The following is a 25,033-nucleotide window of genomic DNA, read 5'->3' on the forward strand; positions in this document are numbered from 1 at the left end:
CAGGCACACCATCACCTGTCTACCCCCTCATTTTCAGTCGGTTCTAAATTAAGATTTATTACCAAACTAAAAATGAATGTGTTTGTATATGATAAGCAAATATGACATATACATATCAATTATAACATAAAATATTATAATTTACGCCTTGTAAACTACAATTTTTATTAGCATTTATCTGTTCTTTGTCTACTTTCATTACAAAAAAGTTACAAATTATTTTTTTAATCTAACTCGGATGGATTATTATTGTTTTATTAGAAATAAATAGCAGAAAAAATACCTAGACTTTTTACAGTCTAGGCATTTTTAAACATATACGGAAAACAACTTATTGCTTACTTATTAAAGATTGACTGTCTGAAGTCATCTGTCTCACGAAGATAAGCATTGTAAATCTTCTTCTTGAGCAGGTTGACCCAGCTAGCATCAACACGACTAGTTGCATTGCTAATGTTGCGTACATCCTCTGCTACTGCTGCATCCATCAGCTTCTGCATCTCTTCATAAGAGCGAATGGTTACTTTCTTGGTACTGCTTGGATTTTTAAGCTCGTACTCAATGGTGATTGGCTTGAGCTTGGTCAGCTGATCAATCCGCTCTTTATACATAGCTTTCTTGAAGGCTACCCAAGAGTCATATTCACCTTTGAATACATTTTCCAAGACTTTCTGGTCTGTTATCAGACCAACATCTCTTCCAGACCATCCATCCCAAGTTTTCTTACCTTCATCAAAGGCTTCCTTAGAGTACTTACCAGAAACATAAGGGATAAATCCTTCATGGTATCCCTTGGCTGCCAGCAACTCATAGGCCGTCCGGCGGAACATGACATCACCCGGTGCTCCATTTGGATTGCTCAAGGCTGAATAGATTGGTGAGAAGAGACTGAGACTGAGATAGCCATTTCGTGCATACCTACCACTTTCCTTATTCTCCCGACGAGTGATGACATCATTGTCAATCAGGGAGTCAAAGGTCTTAAGCTTTTTGATTTCCTCAGCAGTGAAACTACGTGTCTCGTTACCAGCGTGGGTTTCCTTACCATACTTATCAGTAACGTAGTAATTCTCCATCTTTCTGAACCACTGAAGTTTCGCATCATCACTCTGCTTCAGCATAGAAGTACCTTCTAGGTAATCTAACGTGTAGATCATGTCAAACATACCATGGACATAGTGTTGCAGATCTTCTGCATTTTGAACGCGTTCCTTGAAGTTATATGTGTGTAGGCGCGTCTTAGAGTCCTTGTCCACCTTAAAGAGGGTATTGAGTGTAATGGTTGCCTCATCTGCACTTGGAGTGGACTGCAAGAGCCCGCGAGCATAGAGCTCAGCTCCCAGACCTTCGCGGCGGCCATAGCCCTCAAAGTAGATGCCACCGTCAGAATTATGGGTCATCTCATGCGTATAGACAGAGTTACCATAGTCTTCTAACAATTTAGCTGCATCAAAGTGGGTTACACTTCCCGTAGCATAGGCATTATATCCCTTGCTTGGATACCACTTGCCGGCTGGTCCAAAGAATTCCTGCATAGCTAGTGATTTTTTGTCATTAGCTGGAGCCCAATATTTTTGACCATTCTTGTCAACCATTGAGAATCCATCATAAACTAGAACAGAACGGAAGAGCTTGTCCTTGCTTTCATCGCTTAGAATCTTATACCAGAAGTCATAATGATCGCGCTGGTACTCAGCTGTTTTTCTCACTCGGTCTTCGACATATTCCGCTAGCTCGGCATCTGTTCGCACTCTGCCATTGGCATCAAGGCGATAACGGTCATAAGCCCCCATGGAGATGGTAGACATATTGGAGATAGCATAGACACCTTTCTCAGTCATGGTCAAGAGTGGCAGAAGCATGCCCTTGTGTTCCCAATTATCAGCAGTAATCTTGTCATAAACGCCGACAGAATACTTACTCTTGCCCTCGGCTCCATCCTGAAGCTGTCTGGCTTCTGGCACATCCGACTTGGCCTCAACGATGTAGGCTTTTGTATTGGTCTTGAGCCATTCATTATTACTCTTGTCCGGCAGGAAGAGCTGACGATAGCCTTCTAGATAGTTGAAGAGCCCTCGTTTACCAGTCGCTTCAGAAAGTGAGGCATCATAAGCCATATAGTTGTTCTTAGCTTTAAGATTGTTCATGCCTGACTTACCAAGTGAAATGATGGTATCTAAGGTTGAAGCATTATGATTTCCAAAGAAGTCAAATTTATAGGCTGACAAATCCTTTACATTGATATTGTCATAGTTGATATTATACCAACGGTTGAGATAGGTCAGACCAAGCAGGAAGGCTTCCTTATTTGCTTTAATCTTCTGTGCTACATAGTCAGCCACGACATCGCCTTCAGTATTGATGGACTTGTCCATAGCCAGAACTTTGCGCAACTCTTCTGACAGCTTGGTCTTGACTTGGTTAAAGGCGGTATCCAGATAGAGATCATCCAGAGAAGTGTCAGCATTCACGCCTAAAACAGTCCGCATAGCCGGTGAGTCCAGGACAACCTTGTTCAATTCCGGCAGCACTTGATTGAGAACTCTGCTATAGTCTGATAGGAAGGCTTCTGGAGTATAAAGGAGGTCTAAGCCGTTTACAGTATATTCTGCAATTGCCTTATATTTGAAATCTCCTTTATAGGTCAGATCTAGGTAGTCAACCGTATTATCCTCGAAGTGTAGCATCAAGCGGTTAATCGCTGTCTTGTTGCTATTGATATCAGTGATAATCTGGTCGCCCTTCATTGGAACAACATCCAGCAAGTAATCGGTATTGAGCTTGTGATTATCTGGAAGTTTATTTCCGTAGGCAACAATGGTTTCCTTATTGTAGAATGGCAGGAGTTTTTCCATGTTAGCATAAGCTATCAGACGGTCTTCTCGAGCATTCTTTTCCTGAGCATAATTGACAGAATAAAGGTTGAGATTCGTGTCTTCTAGTGTGGTCGTAATGTCTAAGCTAGCCAGCTTATCTTCTGCCTGGTCAAGAGTCAGTGTTGATGAGACAAACTTGTCATTTTCCAGCGTTTTATTTCCTTCAACGGCATAAGCTTCTGTGATACGGTTATTCTCATATCCCTGATCTCCAGAAATACTGTAGACATTTGTTCCGCTGACATTGCTGATGACATTATCAATCAAGCCATTGAAGTAATTGGAACCTACCACTCCGCCAATCTGACCGTTCTTAGTGGAGTTTTGAATCTTTCCAGTTACATAAGAACGGCTGATGCGGGCATTGTTTTCTAAACGGCCAACCAGGCCGCCGAAGCGTTGGTTATTGGCTCTAGCGCCAGCTAGAATAGTCACATCTGCCCTGCTTTGGCTAATCAAGGAGTTTCCTCCCTTAAGATTGGCAACCAGACCACCGACATTGTATTCTTTGCCCTGCTTATCATTGGACACGATAGTTCCAGTAAAGGAGCTATTGGTAATTTGGGTATTGTTAGCAATAACGACCAAACCTGCCACCTGTGAAGCATTGTCTTTTACTTCTACTCTACCTTGGACAGAAACATCTATGATTCGAGTATTTTCTGCATTGCGGGCCAGGGCTGCTGAATCATATGTTCCTACAATATTAACCTCTTTGAGGTCCAGATTAGAAATAGAGGAACCACTCTTGAGGTTTTCAAATAAAGGCTTGGCTAGATTATAAATCGCGTACTGCTTGCCATTATGATTACCTGTCAGACTGCCTGTGAAGTTCCCTTTGAGATAGACATAGTCCGCAGGTGCCAGACTGACCTCGCTAGCATCCAAATCTGCTCCCAGAACATAGTTGCCAGCCATATTTTGCTTCATAGCGTCTAATAAGCCAGCAAAGCTGGTGTAGACATTATGCTGACTAGGAACAGCTGCCTTACTGATATAGAAGTCATAGCCAGACTTATAGCCTGTCTCACCTTCTTGTACCAGCTCAGGCAGAGAGACTGTTACTTTATAGACATCCCTGCCATCCTTATGGCTTTCCGCTATGCTGTGAACCGGCAGGAGCATTTCTTTAGATTCACTTGATTTGACTTTGACAAAGTAGGTAGACAAATCCGTAGGCATAGAGCTCATGGACACGACGCGCTTAAACTGGTCGTTTTCTTTTCTGTAAAACTCGACCGAATCAATATCTCGGAAGGCAATCTTCTTGTATTCCAATTCAAAATTGCGGCTATCGGTTTCAAGGTCTGTGAAACTGCCATTATCCAGTTCATAAGTCAGCTTGGTTTTCAAAGTATAGCCTGTATAGTAGTCTAAGTCGCCAATTTTCAGACTTCCTGCGAAATTGGTAATTGGAAGAGTACGAACAAGCTGATCTCCCTGGTACAATTCTGCAGTCGCTGAACGGAAGGACTGGGTCTGGTCTTCCAGTCTATATTGGACTGTAATCGACTTATCCTCTGCATTTTCTGTCAGACTTAGAATGGAAACTATCGGCTTGACTTTAGGTACTCCATTTAGAGCTTCTTTGGCAGCTGTCAGGCTAGCAAAAGCTTGGTTGACCTGCACTTGTGTAGCAGTTTGATTGTTCAGAACTCCTTCTGCCTTGGCTAATTCGTCAGTATAAGCTGTCTGCTTATCTGAATCAGCATTTTTATATTTTGGAGCTGCTTTGATAATTGGATTTAAATCGTATTCGTTTTGAAGAGCCGTTTTGACAACCTCAAGGCCACTTAACTGTGCCTTGGCTTGATTGATTTGTTCAACAAGCTGGTTGACTTCTGCTTGGCTGGCTTGTGATTGATTAAGAATCGCTTGACCTGCTGTCAAAGCAGTATCATAGCTAGATTGATGACTCTGACTATCGTTGAAATAACGTGCCTGAGCTTTAATCTGATCCGCTTCTGCTAATAGATTATGTAGTGGAATTAAATCGAATTCTTCTAAGGCTGCTGCTTTCGGTGCTTCATTCGGTACCATATTTGGTTTAGCCGTACCGACTTTGACAACTTGAGTAACAGGTGCTAGAGTTTCTTCGTTTGAGATCTCTTGACGGTCAATTTCTTGGCCATTGGAACTGTAGACACGAGTCTTAATCGTCCGTTCGCCCTCAACACCTTGGGTGGCAATTTGGCGGGCATCGCGAACAAGCTCATCCGTTTCTTCTTCACGTACCGTGAAGTTAATTTTCTCTATGCGAGTTTCATCTGTATAAGTCAATGGGTACTCTGGAAGAGTGTCTGCTTTTGGTGCATCGTTTGGAACCATGGTTGGCTTAGCCGTTCCAACTTTGACAACTTGCGTAACAGGTGCTAAAGTTTCTTCGTTTGAGATCTCTTGACGATCAATTTCTTGGCCATTAGAGCTGTATACGCGAGTCTTAATGGTACGCTCACCTTGCACACCTGGAGTCGCGATATGACGAGCATCTCGAACCAACTCGTCCGTTTCTTCTTCACGAATAGTGAAGTTTATTTTCTCCACTCGAGTTTCATCCATGTAAGTTAGCGGATACTCTGGCAAGGCGTCTGCTTTAGGTGCATCGTTTGGAACCATGGTTGGCTTAGCCGTTCCGACTTTAACAATTTGTGCTACTGGAGCGAGAGTTTCCTCATTGGAAAGTTCTTGGCGGTCGATTTCTTGACCATTGGAACTGTAGATACGAGTCTTAATCGTGCGTTCACCTTGGACACCCGGTGTTGCGATTTGGCGGACATCCTGTGGTAACTCATCAGTATATTGTTCCTCAATATTGAAGGCTACTTTTTCAACGCGGGTTTCGTCTGTGTAAGTCAGTGAATACTCTGGCAAGGCGTCTGCTTTTGGTGCATCATTCGGTACCATAGTTGGCTTAGCCGTACCGATTTTGACAACTTGCGTCACTGGGGCTAGAGTTTCCTCGTTGGATAGCTCCTGACGGTCGATTTCTTGACCATTGGAGCTATAGATACGAGTCTTGATCGTGCGCTCACCCTCAACACCTGGAGTTGCGATATGACGGGCATCTCGAACAAGCTCATCCGTTTCTTCTTCACGAATAGTGAAGTTTATTTTCTCCACTCGAGTTTCATCCGTGTAAGTAAGCGGATACTCTGGCAAAGCGTCTGCTTTCGGTGAATCGCTTGGCACCATGGTTGGCTTGGCCGTACCGACTTTGACAACTTGCGTAACTGGAGCTAGAGTTTCCTCATTCGATAACTCCTGACGGTCAACTTCTTGGCCGTTGGAGCTATAAACACGGGTCTTGATAGTTCTCTCACCTTCAACACCCGGAGTGGCGATTTGACGGGCATCTCGTACAAGTTCATCCGTCTCTTCTTCGTGAATGGTGAAGTTGATTTTTTCAACACGCGTTTCGTCGGTGTAAGTCAGTGGATACTCTGGAAGAGCGTCTGCTTTTGGTGGATCGTTTGGAACCATGGTTGGCTTAGCCGTTCCGACTTTGACAACTTGCGTAACTGGAGCAAGAGTTTCCTCGTTAGAAAGCTCTTGTCGGTCAACTTCTTGACCGTTGGAACTGTAGACACGAGTCTTGATAGTTCGCTCCCCTTGCACACCCGGAGTCGCAATTTGACGGGCTTCACGAACCAATTCATCCGTTTCTTCTTCACGAATAGTATAGTTGATTTTCTCTACGCGGGTTTCGTCCGTGTAAGTCAGAGGGTACTCTGGTAAAGCGTCTGCTTTTGGTGCTTCGTTTGGAACCATATTCGGCTTAGCCGTACCTACTTTGACAACTTGCGTCACTGGAGCTAATGTTTCCTCATTGGACAACTCTTGGCGGTCAACTTCTTGACCGTTGGAACTATAAACGCGGGTCTTGATAGTTCGCTCACCCTGAACGCCCAGAGTCGCAATTTGGCGAGTACCTTGGGCTAGCTCGTCCGTTTCTTCTTCACGAATAGTATAGTTAATTTTTTCAACTCTAGTTTCATCCGTATAGGTCAGCGGATACTCTGGTAAAGCGTCTGCTTTTGGTGCATCATTCGGTACCATATGTGGCTTAGCCGTGCCAACTTTAACAATTCGTGTTACTGGAGCTAGAGTTTCCTCGTTAGACAGATCTTGGCGGTCGATTTCTTGGCCGTTGGAACTATAAACGCGGGTCTTGATAGTTCGCTCACCCTCAACACCTGGAGTCGCAATCTGACGGGCATCACGAACCAGCTCGTCCGTCTCTTCTTCACGTACCGTGAAGTTAACCTTTTCTACACGAGTTTCATCTGTATAAGTCAACGGGTACTCTGGAAGAGCATCGGCTTTCGGCGCATCGTTCGGTACAAGGGTTGGTTTTGCCGTACCAACTTTGACAACTTGCGTTACTGGCGCTAGAGTTTCCTCATTTGAAAGTTCTTGACGATCAATTTCCTGACCGTTGGAGCTGTAGACACGAGTCTTAATCGTTCGCTCGCCCTCAACTCCTGGAATCGCGATTTGATGGGCACCTTGGACTAGCTCGTCAGTCTCTTCTTCACGAATGGTATAGTTGATTTTCTCTACGCGCGTTTCGTCAGTGTAAGTTAGCGGGTATTCTGGTAGTTTTTCTACCTTTGGTGCTTCACCTGGAATCAGGCTTGACTTACTTGTACCGACCTTAATAATTTGAGTAACTGCTGCAAGAATTTCTTCATCCGATAAAACTTGGCGGTCAACCTCTTGTCCATTCGAGGTATAGATACGAGTGGTAATAGCCCGCTCGCCCTGTACTCCTGGTGTGACAATTTGGCGACTGCCTTCTGGAATCTCATCAGTATACTGTTCTTCGACGGAAAAATCTATCTTTTCTCTTCTTATTTCATCCGTCGCAGTCAGCTCTAATTCTGGAGCTTGATGTACTGGTGAGTCATCTGGTACGGTACCATAAGTTGTTAGTTCTGGAGCTTCTTGTACGGGAGCAGTATCTGGTGCGGTGCCATAAGACGTCAATTCGGGGACTTCTTGAACCGGTGCGGTATCTGGCGTCGTTCCATAGTTCGTCAATTCTGGAACTTCTTGAACTGGTGCAGCATCTGGTGTCGTTCCATACGTCGTTAATTCTGGGACTTTATTTACAGGTGCGGTATCTGGTGCAGTGCCATAAGTCATTAGCTCAGGCACTTCTTGAACAGGTGCAGTATCTGGCGTTGTACCATAGTTCGTCAATTCTGGAACTTCTTGAGCTGGTGCTGTATCTGGTGCAGTGCCATAGGTTGTCAACTCTGGATCTTCTTGTACTGGCGCTGTATCTGGTGCAGTGCCATAAGTTGTTAGTTCTGGAACTTCTTGTACTGGCGCTGTATCGGGCGTCGTTCCATAGTTCGTCAATTCTGGGACTTCTTGAACTGGTGCCTCTTTTGGCACAGATTTTACTGCAGCAGTTCCAACTAACACAATTTCCGAAACTGGCTCTGCAGTTACCTGGTCTGAAACCACTTCGCTTTTTACAATTTCTTTACCAGCAATATGATTGCGAGTGACAACAGTACGTGTACCAGCGACACCTGCGCGAATGACCTTAGATTGCCCCTCTGCGAGCTCATTTGAATATTGGTATTCTGTTTGATAAGGCAGGACTTGGGTTTGGCTGCTTTCTTGGCTCTTGAATTCGAGTTCTGGTACTTCAGTAACTGGAGAAAGCCGAGCAAATTCACGCTCTTTGGCAGCAATAATCTCTTTTTCTTGCTCTGTCAGTTGATCTGTTTCGGTAGATACAGGCTTGTTAGCAGTACCCTGATTCCCAGAAAGGCTAGCAGATTTACCTGCCTGCTGATCGACTTCGACAGCTGACAAGTCCTTTTGTGCCGTAGGAAGCTGATGACTTCCTGTTGTGTTCTCATTGCCCTGTTCACCGCTTTTCAGATAGCCAACATATTCGAAACCAGCAATCTCTAAAGGCTCAGGCAGCTTATCTCCAACTGCTAAATTTAGCCTTTGATTGTAGGCGGCTAATTCAATATTGGTCACTGCAAATACAGATGGAGCTAGGAGAATAGAGCCTAGACCCGTCACCAGCAAAATAGAAGACAGGTACCTCTTGCCATTTCTACCTCGTGCAATTACTAAGACGGCTAAAGTTAGCCCAGCAGCTGCAAAAGTTGCTTCCCACAGACTTGAGTAGCCCGTCTTTGGCAAACTTTTTGCCGAAAGTCCCTGGGTCTTTGGACGGTAAACCAGGTAATAAGCATCAGAGTTTTCTTCCACAAACTTTGGAAGCTCCTTAACAACTGCATTCTTCTCAGCTTCAGTCAGTTCAGACTCTACTACGTAGTGATACTGAACTGGAACAGTTTTGCCTGCTGAGACTTCTGCAGCCTCAACCGTGCTTATATTTCCCCCTATTGCGGTACTCAAAAAGAAGCTTCCGATAGTGGCAGAAACCAATCCTACTGATAACTTTCTAAAAGAATAGCGCTGGAGCGTATCACCAGTGATTCTTTTTTCCATAATAATTCCCTTTTCTTCATATAATAATCTCTTAAAATTTTACAGAATTTCCTACAAAAATTCAATGCTTTTGCTTAAAAATATATCTTTGAAGGCTGAAATCATCATGTTTTTGAACAGCCTGAAAATAGTGTTCATTTTTACTAAAAAATAAAAAACAAATCTTCAGTTAGAAAATCTGTTTTTTAAACTATGATTTGCTTTGTTAGCTAAGAGTTTAAATCCAATTCAAAGAGGCCATACTCATGCTTGTCCCCTTGCAATTCTGCTGCATAGTGGCGCGTGACGGTTTTTTGATGAATCAAGGCTCCAATAGCTGAAGCCTGTCGCTTCTGTACCTCTTTAAAAATCGGATAGGCCAAGGCAGAGCCCAACCCCAAGAATTGTTCATCTACTCCTAAATACATAATCATATAGCGTTTGGGAAAGCGCTTGGTCCAAAAAAGCTTGGCCAGGTTGAGAGGAGTCAGTTTTTGATAAACCAGAGAGCCGTAGTCCGGCATTGAAATCAGAAAACCAGCTAGCTTACTCTCCTTATAGGCCAGCTTAACCATGGAAAAATCAAGAATATACTGGTATTTTTGAAAAATCTGACTGAACTGCTGACTGGAAATAGACCGATAAATTGGAAAATCTTGATAGAGGCGATTGAGGAGCTCAAAAACCTGCAGCGAAGCTTGATCCCACTCTTTCTTTTTGGTAGAGCAAAAAGTGAATCCAGCTTCTTCAAAAGACTCAAAGCGATGAGCCAGCTTATCCTGATGAGTTTGATTACTGACCTTGGGATAAAAATTGGACAGATAGCGCTCCTTGAGCTCAAAACCAGCAGCCTGCCATAACTCAGGATAATAGTCTGGATTATGAGGTTCTCCAGTAAAAGGGAGCTCCTCTGTTCCAGTCAGTTGCATTCGATAACCAAGCCAAAAGCTTGCCTGTACGGGACCAATTATCTTAATCGCTCCGAGACTGCGAGCAAAACCTGCTAAATGGTCGATAAAAGCAGATGCAATCTGTTGATCATTGATCGACTCGAAAAATCCCAAGTAAGCAGCCTCATCATCTGGATAGAAGGTCAGGAGCCCTCGAATACAAGGCCGACCGTCCACATAGCCAATAAAGGCATAGGTTTCTAGATCAGAACTCAGCGGGTGACTGCCCTCAATCAAAGCCAGCTCTTCCTCTTCCGACTGCATGAGGTGGTCTGGCTGGTAAATCTGTTTGGGCAGGGCTAGAAAATCGTCCAGCTCTACAGTATTAGGTTTGACTGGTTTAATTTCCAGCATGGTCTTCCTCCTTGATCAGTCGAATCTTGCCAGTAAGGCCATCCATCTCAATCCAGTCGCCCTTTTGCAGCTGGCTGCAGGCACCTCTGACATTGACAATGGAAGGAATACCCAACTCGCGGGAAATAATGGCCGTGTGCGAGAGCAAAGACCCCTGTTCGGCAATGACACCCTTGGCTTGGGTAAGAAGATAAACCCAGCCCGGATCTGTCATCTTGGTCACGATAATCCGGTCCTTAGCAGACTCAATCTCCTGCACATCTGCCACGACCAAAACCTGAGCCTTAACGCAGCCAGGTGAACAGCCGATCCCTTGTAAGGCTTGATTCCCCGTATTATGACTGCTGGTGCGGTTTTGCGGTTTCAGGTATTTCTCAAAGACCTGTCCAGCAAAAACATAGCGACTAAAGGTTGGTAGTTCCTTATCAGCCTCCAACTTCTCTCGACGCTCGGCTATCAAGCCGCTAACATCTCTGGGCTTTCTGGTCAACTCAAATAATTCTTCCTTTGTCAGGTAAAAAACATCGTCAGGCGTAGCCAGCAGTCCTTGCTCGGCTAATTGCTGGCCCAGAGTTCGGAAAATCTGTCGCATCATGCCGTAAATCCGTGTTCGATTTAAGCGGGAGCTTTCCCGATATTTAACACCAGTCATGGCTCGCTTGCGGAGAAAATTCGTCCACCGGCCTGATTTTTGAACATCTTCTTCAAGTTTCTGAGGTGCCAACTTCTTCTCCTCTTGCTGGCACATTTGCAGCAGGAGCTTGAGCAGACGCTCTGGATGCGTTCGAAAAGTTGGAGTTTCTAACTTCAACTCTTCCGGAGCTCGATCACCAAATTCATGGATAAAATGAACTATTTCTTGAACCAAAGGATGCTGGCGATTTAGAAAGACTGCTGGACTTTCACTTGCCATGGCCTGTCTAATCTCTGCATTTTCTTCTGCTTTCAGCTGAGCTGTTAAAGCCTGCAGAGCCAAAGCCGGCCGCATACTTTCAATCTGCTCAATTCCTGCAATTTCCGCTTGAACCGCTCCGCCGCGACGCGACTTCTTCAGGAGTCCAGTATAGACAAAAGCATAGAGGTCATTAACCAGCGTAATGTCCCAGTGAGCCAGAATATCCTCTTTCAGCTTGCTGACCAAGGCAATCAAGGTCTCTGCATCTGCGTCGGGAGAAAAGCTCGCTTCGTATTCGCGCTGAATCTGGGCAAACTGTTCTTCCAATTGCCGCATTTGCTTGGGGGCCGTCCAAAACTCTCGAATAATGCGGAGCATGATTTGCAGGCGTTTGAAAGCAGAAAGGTGCACCGGCATCTGAGGTACCTCTGTCTCTCGCACTCCCAGCATATCCTGCCAGATTGGAATGATTTTCTTCGAAAAAGGTAAAAGCTGCAGTAGCTGATACCAGCTCTGAATCTGGTAATAGACTCGGCTATTGACCAGTTGTAGCATATTTTGAAAGGTTGCTTCATAGGCAGCCAACTCTGGAGCATCCTTACCAACCAAGCGTTGGGCTAGACTGCGAAAAATGCTGGCATAAGCCTCTTGAATAAAGCTAATAGTCAGAGGACTGGAAACGCCCGGATAACTCTCCACAATGTTGCTGTTGTCCAGAATAATCTGCCGGCCTTCTGGCAAGGTAGTAATAGGTCGTGCTTGCAAAAGATAGAGCTGGCCATTGTCGAAGGTAAATTCCATATCCATATAAGGTCCGAAAAGCTGACTTACCTGACTAGCCAAAGCTTGTAGCTCCTCGAGTTGTTCCTGTGATACGTCTGGTGAGTTCTCCGTCTGCTCTGTATAAAAGAGCTGGTCCTTAGGATGGAGGGTCACCATGGTTGTAGGAATCTTATCCTCGACAACCTTGTTGCCCAAGCCTCGACCGATAACAATAATATGCTCGTTTAAAATGCCCTTGGGATTAGCTGTGAAGTAAATCCCAGACAAGTCTCCCTCCTGCATGATCTGAACAAGGCAAATCATCTGTGCCTGCTTCAACGATAGGCCTTGCTCAAACAGATAACTAAGAGCTGACTCCTGATAAAGAGAGAGCAAGGTCGCTTGAATAGCTTCTTTAAGCCCTTCTGGCTTCACATTGAGCTGGCTCTCAAACTGACCGGCAAAGGATGAAGCCTTCCCATCCTCAATGGTTGCTGATGAGCGAACTGCAAAGCAACAGTCTTTCTGAGAAAACTCCTGCCGAATCCAGTTTTCTGCCGCTGTCAGATCTTCTTGACTAAACTGCTCTTTGGCCCAGCCCTGGAGCTGCTGACTGAGTTGGGACAAGTCCAACTCTCCAGATCGATAGGCAGCTTCCATCCGCTCCAAGTCAGCAGAGCTGGCAGATTCTTGGAAAAAGTCAAAAGCAAACACTGCAAAGTCAGGAATCGGCAATCCAGCAGCCTGCATTTTCAGCAAATGATAGGCCTTGCCTCCGACCTGGTCAAGCCCTGTCTGCTTGATCCTTTTCATCAAAGTACCCCCATCAAGAGATAAACAGCAACGGACAGAACCATGGTCGTCTCCGTGATATAAGTATAACGCTCCACCCGCTCCCGGATATTAAAGCGAGTTGGATCCTTGATAAACTGCTCAAACTGGACAGTCATCCAGATGACATTCAGCACCAAGACCACCACTCCGACATGTGAAATATTCCAGAGGAGGACGAAATTGGTCAAGATATCCAGCAGAGTCACCACCTCGATAAAGCGAGTGGCTTTTTTGTAGCCAAAAAGCATAGAATAGGTCACATACTCGGTCTCGTCTTTTGGCGCCCGAATCTTGCGGCAGACTTCCCAGATCAGACTTGGGAAATACATGGTAAAGGCCAGCAAGATAGTCGGTAGGGACAAGAGAGGCAGATTGTACTTGTAGCAGACGAAGGAAATAGTATAGAGATTCAAAATCATCATGACCGGATTATGGGTCACTAGAGCTAACGGCAAGGAATTTTGAATCTTGTCACGCTTGAAGAACCAGAAGGACATGAGGGTTCCGTAGATATAGAGAAAGAGGAACCAGCCGATATTGTTCATAAAGAGAATATTGAGAAGTACAGACACAGCTACGATAAAGCTGAGAGCAATAGCCAAGTCCTTCTTTTTCACCCGGCCAGATGGCAGAGCTCGATGAGGAAAGAGCCGCCTGTCGGTCTCGTAGTCCTTGAAATCATCTGCAATCCGCAGAATCATCAGAAAGACGAAAATGGTAAAGATTCCGATCAACTCCTGATGGTCAAAGTGAAAGGTAGTCACTCCGTCATTGAGCAAGAGGACAAAATAAATCTCAAAAAACATGATGGCAGCCACAAAAAAGCGCGGCAGCAAAGGAAACATTTCCTTATAATAAACAGCTAATCGTTTAAACATAGCTTCTCTCCAATCTTTTCACCCATTTGAATCTGGGTTTCTATTCCGAGGTCTGAGTAAGTCAGGATATCCTGATCCAAGCAAATCGTGTCTGCCGGATAGAGGACAAGAATAGTTGAGCCGCCCAGACCAAAGCAGCCCTTTTCCTGTCCCCTGACCAAATGGTCCTGACTGTGATTGTATATTCTTCCGACCAGCAGAGCCCCTACTTCCATCTGCAGGACAGGTCCTAGGTCGGTATCTAAAAGACAGTATTCTCTTTTATTTTCTTTGTAAATGAAGCACCTCTTCTGGGCTACCTGTCTAACCGTATGCAGTCGTCCCTTGATTGTTCGTTTTTGGGTAATTCTGCCGGATTCAGCAGCCAGATAGCGGTGCAAGTCTTCCACTCCCAAACGATAGACAAGTGCTGTTCCGCCAGTGAACAGCTGAGCTAAGTCATCATCAAACAGTAAGTCAGCTAGTCTGTACGTCTGACCCTTAATTGTCAGCCGTAAGTCCTGACTAATGGTAAAAGCCTCTAGTTTGGCATCTGCCACTGCCAATACTTGACTGTCAGGACAGATTGGACGCAAATCAGGCTTGATTTTTCGCTGGAAAAAAGCCGCGAAGCTAGAATAGGGGCCATCTTCATAGTCAGCCAAATCCAGCTGATAATTTTCCACAAAAGCTGCTATTTTCTTGAGAGAAAAAGGAGTGTAGTCTTTCAAAGTCAGAAGATAAGACAGGCTAGGTCGGGTCAAGATAGGCAATAAGAAGCGACCCCAAGCAGTACCATAAAGCTTATCTAACAGCCCCGCCTTGTATTCTATCGGTTCCTGTACCTGGCCAGTCTTTCGCTGATAGACCTTAACCATGCGGGAGAACTCCCAGACCAATCAAACTTGCAACAGCTAAAATCGCAAAGACCAGATAGGCCAGCTTATTTGGCTTGGGAATACGGCAGTTGTAGACAAATAGGAAGGGCAGCAAAAGAGACAAGCCCAGCCACACCCAAGCAAAGAGACCAGGCGCCAGCCATTGACAGACCAGATAGGTCAGAGGGAAAAATAGGGCGCTGTAGGTCACGGGCAAGCCGATAAAATAGGACCTAGATCCTTCATCATACTTGGCCAAGCGGTTAAAATGCGCCAAGCGCGTGACGGCGGCTAAGACATAGAGGACAGTCAAGATGATATTGGCTGCACCCAAGGGAAGCTGGGTCATGAGGAGCACAGCCGGAAGAGCCGCAAAGCTAATCATGTCGCAGAGCGAATCAATCTCAATACCGAAGCGCTTCTGACTTTCAGTCCGCTTCATCCGTCGCGCCACCACACCGTCAAAGAGGTCACAGATACCGCTAACGATAAAAGCCATCATGGCTAGTCGCAGCTGGGACTGAATGATGGCATAGACTGCCAAAAGTGCAAAAGCAGCACCCATATAGGTCAGGATAACAGATTTGTCGTATTCACCGATAAACAATGGTTCATTCTTCTTCATGGATTCTTATTTCTCCTCTTCTTCCATCTAAAGTAACCAGCATGCCAGTTTCTAGTAGCTGAGTTGCATTTTTGGCGCAGACCAGAGCTGGAATCCCGCATTCCCGAGCGACAATGGAGGCATGGCAGAGAACCCCGCCATACTCTGTCACAAGACCGCCTATAATACCGAAAACATAGCTCCAGCCCGTATCTGTATAGCGAGTGACAAGAATTTCTCCCGGTTCAATCATCTCAATATCAGCCAAATCCAAGAGAACTCGAACCCGGCCGGTCACCTGACCGCTGCTGGCTGGCATTCCCGTCAGCAGAGCCTGACTCTCATGGGCCACTTCTTCCAGGCTCATCTCTTTTTCAGTCAAATCACCCACTGGCTCAAAATTCCGATAGGCCTGGCAATAATGCTGATTATCAGCCGCTTCTTCTTGGAGCTGGTCAGCAGTCTTTTCCCCTTCCATAAAGGAAGTTAGGCTTTCTTTCTTAATATAAAAAACATCTTGTTCATTTTTCAGAAAACATCGCTTTTCATAGGCTCGGCCGAGTTTGAGGCTAATCTGACGAATGAGGTGGTAATAGCGCGTGGAAATATCCTTGAACTCCTCCCGCCACCAAAGCAAGTTCCGCAGAACTTCGCTGATTTTTTCTATCTTTTTCTGCTTGGCGCGAGATAGATGAGCCAAATCCAGCTCAAACTCTGAGCCAGGACTGAGCGAAGCTTTTGCTGCTTGGTAATATGCTGAATCAGCAATCAACTGCTGGACCGCTGTTAAAACCTGATGAGCATCTTCTTCATAACTAGCTACTCGCAAGTCCAGCTCCCGTTCCGAGTGATAGCCAAAATCCTTTTGGAAATCCTGAATCTTGATGAAATCTGCTCGCTCAGGATATTGTGCTGCCAGTCGCTGCAATTCTTCCACCGATAGCTTCAACCAATCGTCTGTCAGTTTCTCCTCTGCCAAAATAAGATCCGCAGCTTCCAGCATTCTAGCTAAAGGCTTGGTATGAGAAACATTTCCTAACTTGGCTATCAGTTGGAAAAATTCATCGACCGTCAGCCATTTAAGCAGACTGGTCTTTTTCATAGACAGCTGTACCGTATTGATGTAGGCCTGCCAGAAATAAGTTCCCTCACTATCTAAATAAGCCTGATTTAGCACTAACTGCCAAAGACTCTCGACCTGCTGCAGCGAGCTTTGGTTGTTCAGTTCTCGTATTTTTTGATTAAGATGGTTAAATTGCTGACGCAGCTCTTTCAACTTGTCTGGCGCCTGATGCAGAAAAGTCTTAGTTACTTTTTGCGTTTTCAAAGCGACCCGCAGGAAATTCAAGAGCAAGGCTGGACTTAATTTGCTGGTAAAACCTTGACCTTGGTAGTCTTTATTGACTCCCAGCTCATCATCAAAGTCTCGCTCAATATAGCCCGGAATCTGCTCCATACCTTGCTTGACCACGCCTAAATTCCAGAAAGGCCGAGCATAATGGAGACGCATCAGTGGAGGTATCACACCTTCAGGCTCTAGGACAATTGCCAGCAAAAAGCTAGAAAGGGCCTCTTGCCAAGAATGGCGGTAAAGGCTCCACATCAGATTTGGACAGGGCTGGGCCGCGACGCCACCGTCCCGAAAATTCGCTGTCGTCCAGCGGCCACTGTCGATTTTAGTTGGTACTGTTGTAATGGGCCGAGCCTGTATTAGATAGACTTGCTCTTGTACGGCACACCACTCAATATCCATCGGCCGACCAAAATACGCTACAATCTCCAAAACCTGTTCATGCAGTTTCTGCAAGACTGCCAGAGAGATTTCAACATTTTCACACTGGATCCAGTCTGTCTTGTACCAAGGAAGTGTCAGCTGCTCAGGATTGACTTGACCACTAACCAAGCTCTCAGCCGAGCCTTTTACATACTCCAACAGCATGGTCTGGTCCTGATTAGTCGCCACATCTAGGGAAAAGCAGACACCGCTGAAGTCAGGTTCTATCTGCTCCTGAATCAGCACCGCCATAGCAAAATCCTGCTCAGGCAAACCCTGGCGCTGCCAGTAGGCCAATGCTTCTGGATTAAAGAGAGAAAGCAGACAAGAACGAATGCCCTGCTCAATTTCTGACAATGTCCGGCAGTCACCAATCGAGTCATATTGGCCGGCAAATGACATAGCCTGTCCGTCTTCTAAAAGGGCACTGCTACGAACGATATAAACTTGATTTTCCTGACAAAAAGCTGCTAACTCCTGTAGCCAAGCTGACTCCAAAGGATATTGCTGCAAACGCTCCGCAATTTCCTCCTTGCCCAAATGAATTAATTCTTTAAGTCCCTCTTTTGAGTATTCTGGCAGAGCTGCGCTTAGCCAATCCATTACTTGGTCCGCAGGCAAAATCAAACCCTTAGGAACCGAAAGCCCAAGTTGACAGAGACTGATCAACTGATTGATTTCACCGCCATAGACGGCCGAAGGCTCCTTTTCCAGCCATAGTTCTTTCATCAAAAGCTCCCATCTTACATACGATTTTTTCTAAGTTTAGCCCAGTAGAGCAGACGATTGACTCCTAGGTGCGTGCCCGCCGCTAGTATTAGAATGCCCAGCATCTGCTGCCAGGACAGAGGAATATAGAAAAGCAAGAAAATGATACAGCCAATCAAGGAATCAATCTGGTCTATCCAGATAAAGGTCCATTTCCAGCCATTCTCCGCCGTCTTGCCCTCTTTGATTTCCAAACGGCGCTTGATGAAGCTATTGGGCAGCTCAAACAAAACATAAGCCAGCCCCAAAAGAGCCCCAAGAACCAGATTAAAGAGCACAGTATTTTCGTAGAAGGCATAGACCAGGTGCAGCTTCTCTAGGGGAGGAATACTTTTCAATACCAAGCCCCAAAGGATCTGAGCTAAAGCTCCCCAGACAATCATGCCAAAGAAACCTTTCCAGGTCTTGTTAGCCCCAAAAAGCCTCTTCCCATCCTTTAAAATCAACCCAGCGTCCATGGGTCGGTATGCCGCCTCTAGCAGTGAAGACTTGCAAAAGATCATATTCAGAATCCCAGTCAGAATGACCGGCATCAAGGTGATATATAAGGCAAGAATCGAACACATACTTATTTCCTATTCTTTTTATGAAAATCAGTTTGAAAAGATTAAGAGACTTCTCAAACTTTTATGGCTTCATTATAACATAATTCTCTAAAGCCCTTACACAACAAACTGTCAACATCTGTCTCATCTGATAGTTGTGCAAAAAAATCGCTATTCTACATTCTTATTTCTTTTTGTATCTATAGCTGCCATGATTTTTCAAGATATACTAAGAGTTAGTAGCAACTAAACAAGATTGCAGATAATATGTCAATCAATCTTCCTTTTATTATAAAAGGCTTTTAAAAATTTGTAAAGAAGGGTTTTATAATTCAAAGTAAAAAACCAGCTTTTCTAGCTGGTTTGTCAGATTATCCTCTGTCATCATAGCCATTTGGATGACTTGAGTGCCATTTCCAAGCGGTTTCGATGATGGTTTCGATATTATCAAATTTCGGCTTCCAGCCCAGAATTTTTCTTGCTTTCTCAGAGGAAGCAATCAGCGTATCCGGATCGCCTGGGCGCCGCTCTGCTATTTCCAAAGGAATCGGATGGCCGGTCACCTTGCGGGCGGCTTCTACAATCTGCAAGTTAGAAAAACCAGTCGAAGAGCCAAGGTTAAAAGCATCTGAAGGATGTCCGGCACGCAAGTGCTCGACAGCCAAAATATGGGCGTCAGCCAAGTCGAAAGGATGGACATAATCGCGGACATTGGTCCCGTCCGGAGTATCGTAATCATCTCCAAAGACGGCAATCTTCTCACGTTTGCCCTGAGCCACCTGAAGCACAATGGGCAGGAGATGGGTTTCAGGTCCGTGATCCTCGCCGATAGAGCCGTCTGGCTTGGCTCCAGCCACGTTGAAATAACGCAGGGCTACAAACTTGATGCCATAGGCCTGGTCTGCCCAGCGCATAATGGTCTCCATCATAAGCTTGCTCTCACCATAAGGATTGATAGGCTTTTGCGGAGTCGTTTCCAAAATCGGAACTTCCTCAGGAATGCCATAAGTCGCCGCTGTCGAAGAAAAGACAATATTTTTAACGCCGCATTCCTGCATGACCTCCAAAAGAGAAACCATGCCGGCTGTGTTATTGTCAAAATACTTGAGCGGATCTGACATAGACTCTGCCACCAGTGAAAAAGCTGCAAAGTGAATAACTGCATCGATAGATGGATGTTTGGCAAAGACATCACGCATAAAGTCCTTATCCGCCAAATCCCCCTCATAAAAGACCGCTTTCGGATGGACAGCTGCCCGATGGCCAGTCACCAAATTATCAACGACGACTACCTCTTCCTTGCCTGCCGCTACCAGACGGTCTACCATGTGCGAGCCGATATAGCCAGCTCCACCTAATACTAAAATTGCCATAAAACTTCCTTTCCCTCTTACGCTAGATTCATTATAACACATTTCCTAGGGCTGGATGCCGACGGATTGGACGAAGCGCATGAAAGCTTCCTGCCCCTCCTCTGTTCGCTTGTAAACTCCAGCATCTTCCAGTACTCGGCTGAAAATTTGTCCAACCGATGCCTGAACTACTCCTTCCACCGTCTCAGCAGTAACATCTGAATTCTGGTCTTTGAGTTGATTGGCCCACTCCTGATGATAGGCAGCAACCTGACAGTCTTCTCCCAGCAAGAAAAGTTCCACCTGCTTGAGTTCTTCCTTGAGCCGAGGCGGCAGAATAGCCAGTCCCATCACCTCAATTAGACCGATATTTTCTTTCTTAATATGCTGCACATCCTTATGAGGGTGATAAATGCCGTCTGGATGTTCTGGGGAAGTTTGATTGTCCCGCAAGACCAAGTCTAGCTCAAAAGATCCATCTTTTCTGCGCGCAATCGGTGTGATAGTATGGTGCGACTCGCCCTCAGACTCTGCCAAGACCTGCACACTTGGGTCAGAATAAGTCCACCAAATTTGCAAGATCTTGTCAGCTAACTCAATCAATGGTTCCTTCTTCTCAGATTTAAGCCGAATAACGGACATGGGCCACTTGACAATACCTGCCTCAACCTCATCAAATCCGCTAAAAGTAAAGCTGCAATCCAGCTCTGCTATTTCCATAGGGAAGGTGTGACGTCCGCCCTGATAGTGGTCGTGGGTCAGGATAGAGCCGCCGACAATAGGCAGGTCGGCATTTGAGCCAGCAAAATAACCCGGAAAGGTCTCAACGATGTCCAGCAAGCGCTCAAAGGTCAGCCGACTGATAGCCATGGGAAGGTGCTGGCTGTGCAGAAAGATGCAATGTTCATTAAAGTAGGCATAGGGCGAATACTGAAAGCCCCACTCCTGTCCAGCCAAGTCAAAGCGAATAATCCGATGGTTGGCGCGGGCTGGGTGGTCCAAGCGGCCTTGGTAACCTTCATTTTCCATGCAAAGCTGGCAGGCTGGATAATTACTATTCTTAGCCTTTTTAGCTGCCGCAATTTCCTTGGGATCCTTTTCTGGCTTAGAGAGATTGATGGTAATTTCCAAATCTCCATAGGCAGTCGGTGCTTTGAAAGCAATATTTTTAGAAATGGCCTTGACTTTGATGTAGTCATTTTTTTGGCTAAGCTGGTAAAAGTCAGCCACAGCCTGCTCGGGACTTGAGGCATAAGAAGTCCAGAAGTCCCGATTGAGCCGACTAGGGGCAGGGGTGATGAAGTTCATGAGCTCTGCTCCCAGTATATCCTGCTCAGCTAGGGTATGACCAATCGTCCCATTCTTGACAGCCACAGCTACCAAGTCATCCTTAAGGTCAATTAGCTGCTCAGCTTCCGTATCCTCCTCTGCCACTGTCTCTCCAACTAGAGCCATGACACGATTGCTCAGATAGATGGTGTCCATTTCTTCAAAAGTACTCTTGTCAATCACTGCAGATACAAAAGCAGTCAGTAACTTCTTGGACATAGATCTTCCTTTCTCTTGCTAGTAAAGAAAGTGGGACAGAAATCGGTAATTCGTTAGAATTCGATTTCGTCGTCCCACCTCCGCACAGTTGAGTAGGGCTGTAAAAGCTGATAAAATCAGCGTAATAGAGCCCACTCAACCACTGCGTCTTGCTCGACAATCCAAAGACAATTGAGAGGCTAGGACTTTTGTCCCAGACCCAAGTTCCTTTTCTGTGAATTAGTCCAGCACTCGGCTTCCGCAAGCTACTTCTGCAATGTAAAAGCTAGGGGCATAGCCGACAACCTCTTGATACTTAGAGCCGACATTTTCCTTAAAAGTATCCACAGCATCCTTACGCACTAAAGCAATAGCACATCCGCCAAAGCCAGCCCCAGTCATACGAGCCCCCAGAACACCTTCTTGCTCCCAGGCTGTGTGAACCAAGGTGTCCAGCTCTAGACCAGTCACTTCATAGTCATGCTCCAATGAAACGTGGGAAGCATTCATGAGACGGCCAAATTTTTCAAGATCGCCTGCCTGCAAAGCTGCCCGTGCTTGCAAAGTACGTTGATTTTCTAAAACAGCATGGCGAGCCCGTTTAAGACGATTTTTGTCCTCTATCAGATAGCTATACTCGTCAAAGGACCACTCGTCCAACTCGCCCAAGGTTGCGATAGACAGCTTGCGGTTAAGTTCTTCAACAGCTTTTTCGCACTCCGCCCGGCGCTCATTGTACTTGGAGTCAGCTAGTTCACGACGCTTATTGGTATTCATAATCACTACAACATTGTCCTGGAGATCAAGCGGCACCAAGTCATATTCAAGAGTATTGGTGTCAAGGTAAATAGCCCGCTGGTCAGCTCCCATTCCAATAGCGAACTGGTCCATAATGCCAGAATTAACTCCGATAAATTCATTCTCAGTTAATTTACCGATTTTCACTAGGTCCAAACGTTCCAACTGCAAATCAAAGAGTTTCTCAGCAATGACACCCGTCAAGAGCTCTAGAGATGCAGAAGAAGACAAGCCCGACCCGTTGGGAATATTTCCATAAACATAGATATCCATTCCTCGATCAATCTTATGACCCGCCTCCTGCAGAAAATACAAAACTCCTTTTGGATAGTTGGTCCAGTTATGCTCAGGCTCAAAGTGCAGGTTTTCCAGTGGCACTTCAATAATCCCTTTTTCTTCAAAATTCCCTGAGAAGAATCGCAAGAGCTGGTCGTCCCGCTTGCGAGCCGCTCCATAAGTTCCTAGAGAAATCGCTGCAGGAAAGACATGGCCGCCGTTATAGTCCGTATGCTCACCAATCAGATTGATCCGACCAGGTGAAAAGAACGTGTGGTCCGCTTCTACTCCAAAAACCTTGGCAAAATCTGCGCGGATTTGCTCCGCTGAAATTAGGTTTGACATAAGCTAAACTCCTTTAAAATGAATAATCGACATTGTAATCGTTTTCTTATATTTATTATAACTGTTTCCGAGTAAAACTTCAATAAATTTAGTAAAATTTTACTTAATTTAGCACCGTGCAAAAATTTACTAAACATATCTTTGTTATTTACTAATTTTTGAGTTATAATTTATGTAGACAGTAAATTGAAAAGGATCAAATCAAATGGCTACTATCAAAGATATCGCCCAGGCTGCTGGTGTTTCTCCCGCAACTGTTTCGCGGGTTTTGAATTATGACAAGTCCATGTCTGTCAGCGATGAGACGCGTAAGAAGATTTTCGATATCGCTGAACAGCTCAATTACCAAAAAAGCAAAAGGCAGAAAAAGACTTTGCCTCAGACCCATCGCATTGCTATCGTGGAATGGTACACAGAGCTGGAAGAGCTGGATGATCTTTACTATTACTCCATCCGCCTAGGCATTGAAAAGAAAGCTCACGAACTGGGCTATGATATCGTACGGATTTTCAACAACGACTCTCTGAGCCAGCTAGAACAGATTGACGGCATCATTGCCATCGGAAAATTCAGCACTAAGCAAGTGCAGGAGCTGAAGCAATACAGTCCTGCCCTGGTTTTCGTAGATAGCGATACGCTCGACCAAGGCCACAGCTGTGTGACAACGGACTTTGAGCATGCCGTTACCCATGTTCTCGACCATTTTCTTGAGCAGGGCATTCGAGAAATCGGTATGATTGCTGGACGTGAAGAGACTTCAGACGGGACGACAAGTCTTGACGATCCGCGCTTGGCCTGCTTCTGCCGTTACCTTAGTGAAAAATACCTCTATCAGCCGGCCTATGTCAAGGTCGGCAAGTTCTCCTCAGAGTCAGGCTACCAGCTGATGAAAGACCTCATCAACCAGCAAAAAGAGCAGATGCCCAAAGCATTCTTCATAGCCAGCGATGCTCTGGCAGTCGGTGCCCTCCGTGCTCTTCAGGAAGCGGGAATAGCTGTTCCCCAAGATGTCCAGATTATTTCCTTTAATGATACATCTATTGCCAAATACGTCTATCCGCCTCTCAGCACTGTGACAGTCTTTACAGAGGAAATGGGCAAGCAAGCTCTGCAGATACTGGACCAGATGATCAAAACTGACGAAAGCTCCATTCCTTACATGATTAAGCTCTCTACCAAGCTGACACTAAGAGAAAGCAGCCTTTAAGCTAGAAAGACCACCTATGAAAACCTACGAAAAACTCTTTGACATCCTCAGCCAGGCTGACGACTATGTCAACGGCGAAAAAATAGCCCAAGAATTGGGCGTTTCACGAACTTCTATTTGGAAGGCCATTCAAAAATTGGAGAAAGAAGGCATCCAAATCGAATCCGTCAAGAACCGGGGCTATCGATTGACAGCGGGTGACCTACTGATTCCTGATTGGATTGAGACACACTCACCTGCTCAGGTCTCCTTTAATCCTGACTGCCAGTCCACTCAAATGGATGCCAAGGCTGGCATGGAGGCTGGACGCCCAGCCAACACTCTCTATCTAGCCGATGCCCAATCTGCTGGCCGAGGCCGCTTCGGTCGTGCCTTCTTCTGCCCCAGCCAGGGCGGCTTTTACATGTCTCTCCACCTCAAGCCCAACCTCCCCTTCGACCAGCTCCCCTCCTATACTATCTTGACTGCGGGTGCCATTTACAAGGCAGTGAAAAATCTAACCCTCATGGAGGTTGATATCAAGTGGGTCAATGACATTTACTATCGAAACAAAAAAATTTCCGGCATCTTGACCGAGGCTACAACTTCTATCGAGACGGGTCTCGTCACCGATGTCATCATCGGTGTTGGCTTTAATTTTTTCATAACAGACTTTCCAGCCGACATCAAAGAAAAAGCTGGCTCCCTCTTTGAAGAGAAACCAGCCATTAGTCGCAATGAGCTCATTGCCGAGATTTGGAAATGCTTCTACGAAAGTGACCCAGAAGAGCTCATCTACCTCTACAAGCAGCGCTCCTTGGTGCTAGGACGGCAAGTGACCTTTAGCCAAAAAGGCGCAAACTACCAAGGTTTGGCCAAGGATATCTCAGACAGCGGGCAACTTTTGGTCCAGCTGACAGATGGTCAAGAAATCTGGCTCAACAGCGGCGAAGTCTCGCTGACCAGTTGGTAATCAAAAATTTCATTTCA

The 25,033-nt window shown here is 45.6% G+C and carries 13 protein-coding genes; 2 read left to right on the top strand and 11 right to left on the bottom strand.

Translation table 11 applies throughout. The features are described from left to right. Nucleotides 1-338: 338 nt before the first annotated feature. From MK370_RS02750 to MK370_RS02800, 11 genes are all read right to left on the bottom strand, one after another. On the bottom strand, nt 339-9,359 hold the full coding sequence (locus MK370_RS02750) for a ZmpA/ZmpB/ZmpC family metallo-endopeptidase (RefSeq protein ID WP_268684054.1): 9,021 nt from the start codon (nt 9,357-9,359) through the stop codon (nt 339-341). 209 nt (nt 9,360-9,568) lie between these two features. Continuing rightward, nucleotides 9,569-10,642, bottom strand: a complete 1,074-nt coding sequence (locus tag MK370_RS02755; protein ID WP_268684055.1) for a hypothetical protein — start codon at nt 10,640-10,642, stop codon at nt 9,569-9,571. After that, nucleotides 10,629-13,112, bottom strand: coding sequence for a phosphoenolpyruvate synthase (locus MK370_RS02760; RefSeq protein WP_268684056.1), 2,484 nt, complete (start codon nt 13,110-13,112; stop codon nt 10,629-10,631). Before MK370_RS02760 ends, MK370_RS02755 begins: the two co-directional genes overlap by 14 nt. Further along, nucleotides 13,112-14,011: a UbiA family prenyltransferase gene (locus MK370_RS02765; RefSeq protein WP_268684057.1), complete on the bottom strand. Its 900-nt coding sequence runs from the start codon at nt 14,009-14,011 to the stop codon at nt 13,112-13,114. Before MK370_RS02765 ends, MK370_RS02760 begins: the two co-directional genes overlap by 1 nt. Beyond that, nucleotides 13,996-14,868: a phosphatidylserine decarboxylase gene (locus MK370_RS02770; RefSeq protein WP_268684058.1), complete on the bottom strand. Its 873-nt coding sequence runs from the start codon at nt 14,866-14,868 to the stop codon at nt 13,996-13,998. Before MK370_RS02770 ends, MK370_RS02765 begins: the two co-directional genes overlap by 16 nt. After that, on the bottom strand, nt 14,861-15,493 hold the full coding sequence (locus MK370_RS02775) for a CDP-alcohol phosphatidyltransferase family protein (RefSeq protein WP_268684059.1): 633 nt from the start codon (nt 15,491-15,493) through the stop codon (nt 14,861-14,863). The genes MK370_RS02770 and MK370_RS02775 overlap by 8 nt, the downstream gene beginning before the upstream one ends. Further along, nucleotides 15,480-17,975 (bottom strand): PEP/pyruvate-binding domain-containing protein, encoded by a 2,496-nt coding sequence (locus MK370_RS02780; RefSeq protein ID WP_268684060.1) that lies wholly within the window; start codon nt 17,973-17,975, stop codon nt 15,480-15,482. The genes MK370_RS02775 and MK370_RS02780 overlap by 14 nt, the downstream gene beginning before the upstream one ends. A gap of 14 nt (nt 17,976-17,989) precedes the next feature. Beyond that, nucleotides 17,990-18,580 carry a CDP-archaeol synthase gene (locus tag MK370_RS02785; RefSeq protein ID WP_268684061.1) on the bottom strand — a complete coding sequence of 197 codons (591 nt, stop codon included), beginning with the start codon at nt 18,578-18,580 and terminating at the stop codon, nt 17,990-17,992. Between the two features lie 350 nt (nt 18,581-18,930). After that, complete coding sequence (gene galE, locus MK370_RS02790) at nt 18,931-19,932, bottom strand: UDP-glucose 4-epimerase GalE (RefSeq protein ID WP_268684062.1); 1,002 nt, start codon at nt 19,930-19,932, stop codon at nt 18,931-18,933. 45 nt (nt 19,933-19,977) lie between these two features. After that, a complete protein-coding gene (gene galT, locus MK370_RS02795; protein WP_268684063.1) occupies nt 19,978-21,459 on the bottom strand; it encodes a UDP-glucose--hexose-1-phosphate uridylyltransferase in 1,482 nt (493 codons plus the stop codon). A 219-nt stretch (nt 21,460-21,678) separates the two neighbouring features. Next, nucleotides 21,679-22,857, bottom strand: coding sequence for a galactokinase (locus MK370_RS02800; RefSeq protein ID WP_268684064.1), 1,179 nt, complete (start codon nt 22,855-22,857; stop codon nt 21,679-21,681). A 205-nt stretch (nt 22,858-23,062) separates the two neighbouring features. Here MK370_RS02800 and MK370_RS02805 point away from each other — a divergent pair, with 205 nt between their 5' ends. Further along, nucleotides 23,063-24,064 (top strand): LacI family DNA-binding transcriptional regulator, encoded by a 1,002-nt coding sequence (locus tag MK370_RS02805; protein WP_268684065.1) that lies wholly within the window; start codon nt 23,063-23,065, stop codon nt 24,062-24,064. A gap of 16 nt (nt 24,065-24,080) precedes the next feature. Next, the gene (gene birA / locus MK370_RS02810) at nt 24,081-25,016 is read left to right on the top strand and encodes a bifunctional biotin--[acetyl-CoA-carboxylase] ligase/biotin operon repressor BirA (RefSeq protein ID WP_268684066.1); all 936 of its coding nucleotides are present in this window, start codon (nt 24,081-24,083) and stop codon (nt 25,014-25,016) included. Nucleotides 25,017-25,033 lie beyond the last annotated feature (17 nt).

It is taken from the genome of Streptococcus sanguinis, assembly GCF_026781265.1.
In the GTDB taxonomy this organism is placed as follows: Bacteria; Bacillota; Bacilli; order Lactobacillales; family Streptococcaceae; genus Streptococcus; species Streptococcus sanguinis_T.